The 7,241-nt window shown below is 43.6% G+C and carries 5 protein-coding genes; 1 reads left to right on the top strand and 4 read right to left on the bottom strand.

Annotated elements, in window-relative coordinates; translation table 11 throughout:
• Positions 1-326: 326 nt before the first annotated feature.
• The 3 genes from FET73_RS07795 to FET73_RS07785 form a co-directional block, all read right to left on the bottom strand.
• Positions 327-1,850, bottom strand: a complete 1,524-nt coding sequence (locus FET73_RS07795) for a serine hydrolase domain-containing protein (RefSeq protein WP_154223378.1) — start codon at positions 1,848-1,850, stop codon at positions 327-329.
• A gap of 110 nt (positions 1,851-1,960) precedes the next feature.
• On the bottom strand, positions 1,961-2,557 hold the full coding sequence (locus FET73_RS07790) for a nucleoside deaminase (RefSeq protein ID WP_246172695.1): 597 nt from the start codon (positions 2,555-2,557) through the stop codon (positions 1,961-1,963).
• A 115-nt stretch (positions 2,558-2,672) separates the two neighbouring features.
• The gene (locus FET73_RS07785; protein WP_154223377.1) at positions 2,673-4,076 is read right to left on the bottom strand and encodes a carboxylesterase family protein; all 1,404 of its coding nucleotides are present in this window, start codon (positions 4,074-4,076) and stop codon (positions 2,673-2,675) included.
• Positions 4,077-4,293: 217 nt separating this feature from the next.
• Between FET73_RS07785 and FET73_RS07780 the strand changes: the two genes are divergently transcribed.
• Entirely contained in the window at positions 4,294-4,950 is a 657-nt protein-coding gene (locus FET73_RS07780; RefSeq protein ID WP_154223376.1) for a nicotinate-nicotinamide nucleotide adenylyltransferase, read from the top strand.
• Positions 4,951-5,037: 87 nt separating this feature from the next.
• Here FET73_RS07780 and FET73_RS07775 read toward each other — a convergent pair whose 3' ends face one another.
• Entirely contained in the window at positions 5,038-7,233 is a 2,196-nt protein-coding gene (locus FET73_RS07775; protein WP_154223375.1) for a hypothetical protein, read from the bottom strand.
• Positions 7,234-7,241: the final 8 nt, after the last annotated feature.

The raw sequence follows: 7,241 nt of genomic DNA, 5'->3' as shown, positions 1-7,241 counted from the left end.
AAAGAGTAGCAAGCTTCATTAATGCTGGACTAACATCCTCAGGCTTATACCACGGAGAGCCTGAGTACTCTTCCCAATCTATTTTTTTGATTCTCTCAAGTACGCTCATACTTTCCAATGAAACTTAACAATTTATTAAATACACATTATAAGCAATTAACAAATTAAAATTGGCCTGATTTAAGGTGTTTATAGGACAATTTCACTCACTTTTGTGCCATTCAAAATATATTTATCATATTAATATGCAACATACGAGATTAATAAGCATGAGTGCGCTATTATCTGAATAGACAGAGATTTAATGGCATTATTACTTTGATGACTCATTGTTTTTCGTTTGATAGCCTTTGTCCAATTTGCCCGAACAGTTGAATGTGCATGATGTTTTCCTTGTTTTTAAAGTAGGCATGCACGCCTGTTTCATGGGCAAATTCAAGTGGCCTGCCTTGAATAGGTGTCATGACCAGTGGCAGGCGATTTCCGGCAGGAAAATCAAACCTAAGGGTGTCGCTGTCATGGGTCACAGACATGTGCCAACCTTGGTCAGGGAAAGTATATGTTCCTGTTAAGGATTTCAGCACCTTGACTGGTTGTTTTAGCCGCTGGACATTTTCTTCTTGGAAAACTGGCCATTGATAGGTTCGTGAAACTGCCCTTAGAAAGGCAGAACCGAGGTTCGAGCCATTATTAGAATTGGTCAGGTACACGGCGCCATCACCTGTTTTGAGGTTCAAGGTCATGCCGGCTTGATAACCCATGGTGCCGCCATAATGTGTGATGAACACATCATCCCCTTGTCCCATCATCCTGAAACCATAGGCATGGTTCTCAATGGGGTTAGCCAACAATTCGTGTATGCTCGATTGGCTGAAGACTTCACTTTCGCCTTTATACCCTTTGTGCAATTCGAGTAACAGCATGGCCATATCAGTTGCTGTGGCCCACAATCCCGCAGCCGCCTGTTCTGGGTGATTATGCCAACCACCTTGAACAACTGTACCATCAATCTGGTGCCCTAGCGCCGTATGCGGGTGTTTTGACTTCGCTAATGGGACAGAAAAATCAGCTTGTTTCATTCCTATTGGGCGAAGCAACCATTGGTTCATGATTTGATGAAAATCTTGATTAAGTTGGTCTTGTAGTGCAATCTCAACCACAGTATAACCACCACCTGAATACGCAAGCGATGTCCCCGGCTCTTTTTCAACCATGACCTTGCTGGTATTACTTGGTTCTTCGCCTCGGACAATTTGCTGATCACTTGGCATCGGCTCGTTTTGTGCATAACCGCCATAGCCACCTGTTGTTAAACCTGAAGTGTGAGATAGCAGATTGCGGAATGTGACTGGGTGGGTTTTGCTTTGAAAACCAGCTGGCAAGGCATACGAGGTCAGGTAGGTTTCGATGTTCTGATCAAGGTCAATTTTGCCCGCTTCCTTCAAACGCATTGCGGCAAGCACCGTCACAGGTTTTGCCAATGAACCGGCCTGAAATAAGCTGCCACAATCGACAGGGGTGCCATTGGCTTCAATCCGCCCCCAAGCGGCACTCCAATCCAACTGACCTTTGTGAATCACTGCCACTGAAAGTGCGGGCAGCTTGGATTTAAGCATTTGTGATTCAATACTGCTGGCTTTGATTTCGCCATCAAACACCACGTGTGGCATCATGCCATTTTCTACTCTGCTTTTGCGGCCCGCTGCATTTAATTTGGTATGGCATTGCCAACGTTTTTCTTCAACAAGTTGATTATTGTTGACTTGTGTGGCTTCGTTTTGAGGCAATTTAGCCTCCGCAGAGCCAGCGATCACGCTAAGTAACGGTAAAATAATGGTGTATTTATTCATGTCTGTTTTATGGGTTGTTTATTATTGGGTATTTGTTTTCGATTCTATAATGGTAAGTGCAAAAACAAACTGAGTAAAGGGCTGCACTTCTAATCATGACTAAGGACCTATCAGGCAGGCCGTTTAACGACCGCATTCAAGCCTTGCCAATCTTCTAAGTCTTGTTCGGGTTTTTCCACCCTAAATTGAGCGTACAATTCGATGCCTTTTTGATCCTCTAAAATTTCAACTTGAATGCCTTTGTCTTGAAGCATCGCTTCATTACCTGAGGCATTGGTGATATCGCCAACCACAACACGGGCAAAACCACGCATCGAAACCAAGGACGCACATACATCACAAGGACTGAGGCTAGTGAAAATAGTCGTTTGACCAAAATCTATGCGGCCCGCATCACGTATGGCAGAAGTTTCACCATGGTTATAAGGGTGTGATTCTTGGACCAATGTATTGTGCCCCTTGCCGACTATTTTTCTGGTCGCGTTGTCAATGATGACTGCGCCAATCGGACAACCACCTTCGTCATAACTTTTTCGCGCCAATAAAACCGCTATGCGCATGAAATCGGCATCGCTGAGCTGTTGCATGAAAGCGGCATCCACCAATGCCGGCAAACTTGTTGTCGGCATGTGTGCAATAGCGATTAACGCCGCTTCATTCACTTGGCTTTTTGTACTCAATAATGTATTCATGTTTTCAGGTGCCATTTAACTTTCAAAGCTGAAAGCCATATTGTTAGAAAAATTTGTTAGAGAAATCATTATAACAGTACCGAGTAAACCTAGCGCCTTTGAATCAAGCACTTATTCAACCTTATGGCTATCAATCCACTCGACTTAAAATAAAAGCGTTCAAATAAGCAAAGCGACCTGTGCCATCTGGGCTGACCGTGATGTGTAGTTCTATTTGGTTGTTGCCGCTGAGGCCATTGAATGACACGGTGTTGATGGTGTTATCTGATGCTTCTAAATCTTGATGATCACCACCAATGGTATAGCGTGTTAACCTGCCTAGCCCGCCGTCATTACCTGTGCGGCTGGCGAACAATTCCAAATCATAAGTGGCTGTTTCATCTAACCCTGATATGACCACTGTTGCAGATTCGAGCAAACCAGCTGCGTGTCCATCAAATGAGCCCAACCACATGTTATCAACCGAAACTGTTCCAGGATAACCTATGCCATTGGCCGCTATGCCACCTTGGTTTGAGCCATTGAAGCCATCAGTGATGGATATGTTTATGGTGGTATTTATCGACAGGTCGTCTAACAGGTTATTACTTGCACCATTAACGTTGGTGATGTTATTCCAAGGCAATGCACTGATACTGTCGGTGCCGCCAAAATCAACGGCCAAACTGCGCCCTACTTCGAATTCATTGGGTATCACGACATTGTTATTTACCTTGCTTAAAAACCATTGGTATATGTTGTAACCTTCAGAGTTCACATTGTTCAAATCATAAGTCCGTGTCCAAGAATCATGACCCACACCTGGGTATATCACCATGCTGGTGTCGATCGGCGCAGGATCTGTACAAGCCAGTAAGTTATTAATCGGTCCTGTGGTTCCACTGACATCAACTGTACCGTCATTGTCCCCATGAAAAGCCCAAATGGGCACCCTGTTCATTTCACATCCACCATTGTTGAATGCGCCATTACCGTTTCCCGCAATGGGCACAACGGCGGCGATTTGTGTGTTTGTGTGGTTACCCAAATAATTCCAGCTGCCGATGCCCCCACAACTCAAACCGGTCAAATACACTCGGCGCGGATTGATCCTGTAGGCTGTTTTGGCGTAATTGATGAAATTTTGAATGTCAGTACTGCTGGTACAGCCGCCGTTTGAATTCTGAGGCGATAACACCACGAAAGGGCGTTCTTCATCCCATGAGTTGTTATCTATTAGTTTGGGTATACCGTTATCGAGCACGTCATCCAATTGTGAATCACCATCACCGTTTTCACCCAATCCATGTATAAAAACAATCAATGGGTAATCTTGACCTCCACATTCATAGCCTTGGGGTAAATACTCATAGTAACCTTGGTTGGCATCTGTGCTGCCTATGGTATGAGCAGTGTGCCGAGCCGATGGTGTACCAGTAGGATCCGTTAACCAAGGCAGGTCATCGCCTGCCTCAAAACCCAAACGACTGATTAAATCGCAAGCCTGTGTCTGAGATGACAACAACACCATTAACAGAATGTGACTTATTTTCATGAGTTTTGTACCTTAAAGTGAGCTATAACCAGCATAATATCTTTGGGGTTAACCTTTGTTTGTGATTAGTTTCACACAGTTTCATTTAATATGAACCGTTAATTAAATGCTGAAAGCGCTCAAAATTCACGCTGCTACAATTCTAAAACCACCATCATACAACTTACAACCGTCACTCAAAAAAGCTACAATAACTGTTTAATTTATTGTTTAGTGTATGACAGACAGCAGTTTTTATCTGGTCTTTGGTCTGACTGCCGATCCGCCCCACAAAGGGCATGAGCAGGTGATAGTGAATTCTCATGTGTTTATGCAGCATGCAGGCTTGAAAGTTAAACAATTCGACTTGATTCCTACCTTTAATCCTAACTTGATTGCGGGAAAGCACCAGCCTACAGCTGATTTTGAACAGCGCATGACGATGTGTCAGTTGATAGCTGATGATTTGAATAAAATCCATGGGTTCAATGTTCAGGTCAATGACATTGAACGTTTTTTGGCGCTTGCTACCCACAAAAAAAGTTACAGTTACGAAACCCTCAAAGCCATTAATCACCCAAACAAACTGTTTGTTCTGAGTGCCGATCATTTTGCTGGTCGTTGGCCCAAATTCAGAAAATGGCATGAATGGCAAAACCTGGTCAAAGAAAATGGCCTGCTGATTCACCAAAGGCCCAGAAACAAAATCAACCAAAGCTTTATTAATCAATTGAAAGCCACAAACCCCAATATATTTGTAGCCAAAGGTTATCCAGTTGTTGACGTCTCATCTACTTTGATAAGAAATGCACTCAAAAGAAAAGATGACATTTCAAAAAGTTTGCTGAGCCCATCAATTGCATCATTCGGGAATATATATGCTGCTGACAGTTAAAAAACAAACCATCAAGACACACCATAAAGTATAAATAATTGCATTTCTATGAGCGAAACATATTTTCACTCACAGAAATATAAACCATCACCTGAGCTCATTATTCCAAACACAATGAAAAGCGCGTTGTGTTAATGAGTCTTTATTGCTAACAGATGTTTCAATAGAAGCAATGTCATTCATCATTCGGATAATTACTCCTCTAGAGGTACCAGTACTACTTACACTGTCAGAGGTCCACAACCATGGGCTGGGAAAGCTCACCTCTTCTGCCCGCATTAATTCATTCATCTGAAGTGCGTTTGGTAAGCGGCCACCCAGATTCATACATGTCTGAGTTGCATCTAAATAGGAGGCAGGAGCCCGAGATAGTAAATCAACAGCAATTTTACTGGCTCCATTTTCAACTGTTTGACAGCCAAGACCTGATGGATTACAACTGCTGGCAGGTGGATGAACATACTGGCTGTCAATAGGATAAAACACACACCTGTGTTGATTTTCAGTTGCGGCATTGTTCGCCGCCCAAGTAACATACTCACTGTAATAACCTGTGTATTCAGTATCCACACTTGTCCATCGAGCCACCTGTGTTTTGTCAGCATCACTGTAATCAGATGTCCATGCATACCCTGCCGGCCCCGGACCATTACTTAAACCAGTTCTCACTAATTCCATGAAGTCTCTGCTGTGTGCCATGTGACCGCCTTGGTTGAAACAAACATCAATTGAGTCAGCGTAAGTTGCTGATGCACTGGTCACATCAACAGCTTTAACTTGGGTTGTTGGCGCAATGAATTCATTAGCTAAAGTAATCGGATATGGACCAATTGCTTCATTAACACCAACACACCTGAATTTATTCGTGCTTGATGACCTACCTGCCCAAGAAACATATGAGGAGTTAGATTCATCAAAAGTTGTATCAACATCCTGCCAACGAACCACACTGTTAATGTCATATCGGACATGATCACTTGTCCATTGCCAGCTATTGCTTCCATTGGGCAGTCCATTGATGATATTTTCTGCAAAATCTTGCTGGTCCGCTAAATGGGCATTAACGAATGCACATTCATCAGTCGCAGCCACATAACTGACAGCAGGTCTTTCCACTTTGTCCATAGATACTTTGTTACTGGAATACCCAGCATGATTCCAACAGCCATCACCTGGCTCGCCCATACAATGATTGCCTGCAAAGTAGCTCATCGAAGGCGAAGGCCAAATACACCTGTATGGATTGTTGTTCGTTGTCAGTGCATTATTTACTGCGCCATCGGTTAACCTGACTCTGGCTTTATTGGTTTTATCCCACCAAGTTTGGCTCCACAGGAAATTGGTTTCATATGAAGATCCTAATTCACTTTTATAGTCACCACTGACGCGGTACAGTTCAGTTATGGTCGGCAGGCGCCCGCCAGCAGCAAGACAGATTTGACTGGCCTCCAACCAAGGTTTAGCCGCCCGCTCTACGCCATCCCAAGCATTACCCCAACTGTCAGTGACTTCAAAACCCTGCGCTTGACCACCAGTTGGCCCAATGGTTGATATATCAATACAAGTCCACCCGGAAAGTGTACTGTATTGTAAGACGTGATTCTCCTGATTGCATTCTGGTGGTGTAGGAACAACAGGTACTGAGGTACAAGTGATTAAACCATTGGGACTTATACCTGACACCATTTGACCAACAGCACAGCTTTGATTACTGGTCACAAAATCACTGCCATCATAGGTGGTGTCGTCATCACCATCTGATAAACCATTGGGAACATTAACCAATTCAGAAAAATCATGACCATGAACAGCTGCGGCAAATTCACCACAAATAACACCGCCATTGAGATCAATAACTTGAATAGCTGAGCCAGCATTACAATTGCCATCAACCCGCATTTGCAAACCAGTAACATCTAAGTCGTATGCAAATTCTGCATAAGGTGCAGGACTTAATTTCTGCCTTGGACTTAAGGTGATGAAGCTTGCTGAATTGGCGGGCACTGCCGCAGACAACTCCAGCCAATAGTCCGTTCCATCAAATAACCCTGACCACTGATCCAATTCCACAACGAAGCGACCATTCATAATTTCCACTTCAGTATGTAAATCGACCATACCTACTTGATTGCCTCCACTTTCTGAATCATACAAACTGAATGACAGGTCAGCTTGACCAGTAAAAGGGTTACCCGACTGACTTAACTCCCCTTGGTACGTTACTGCAACACTCGAACTGGTCATAGCCAGCACACTTAAAAAACTAAATATCAAATATTTCATAACACCCC

It is taken from the genome of Marinicella rhabdoformis (assembly GCF_009671245.1).
GTDB lineage: Bacteria > Pseudomonadota > Gammaproteobacteria > Xanthomonadales > Marinicellaceae > Marinicella > Marinicella rhabdoformis.
The sequence above is the reverse complement of the archived record's forward strand: the minus strand, read 5'-3'. Positions and strand labels throughout refer to the sequence as shown.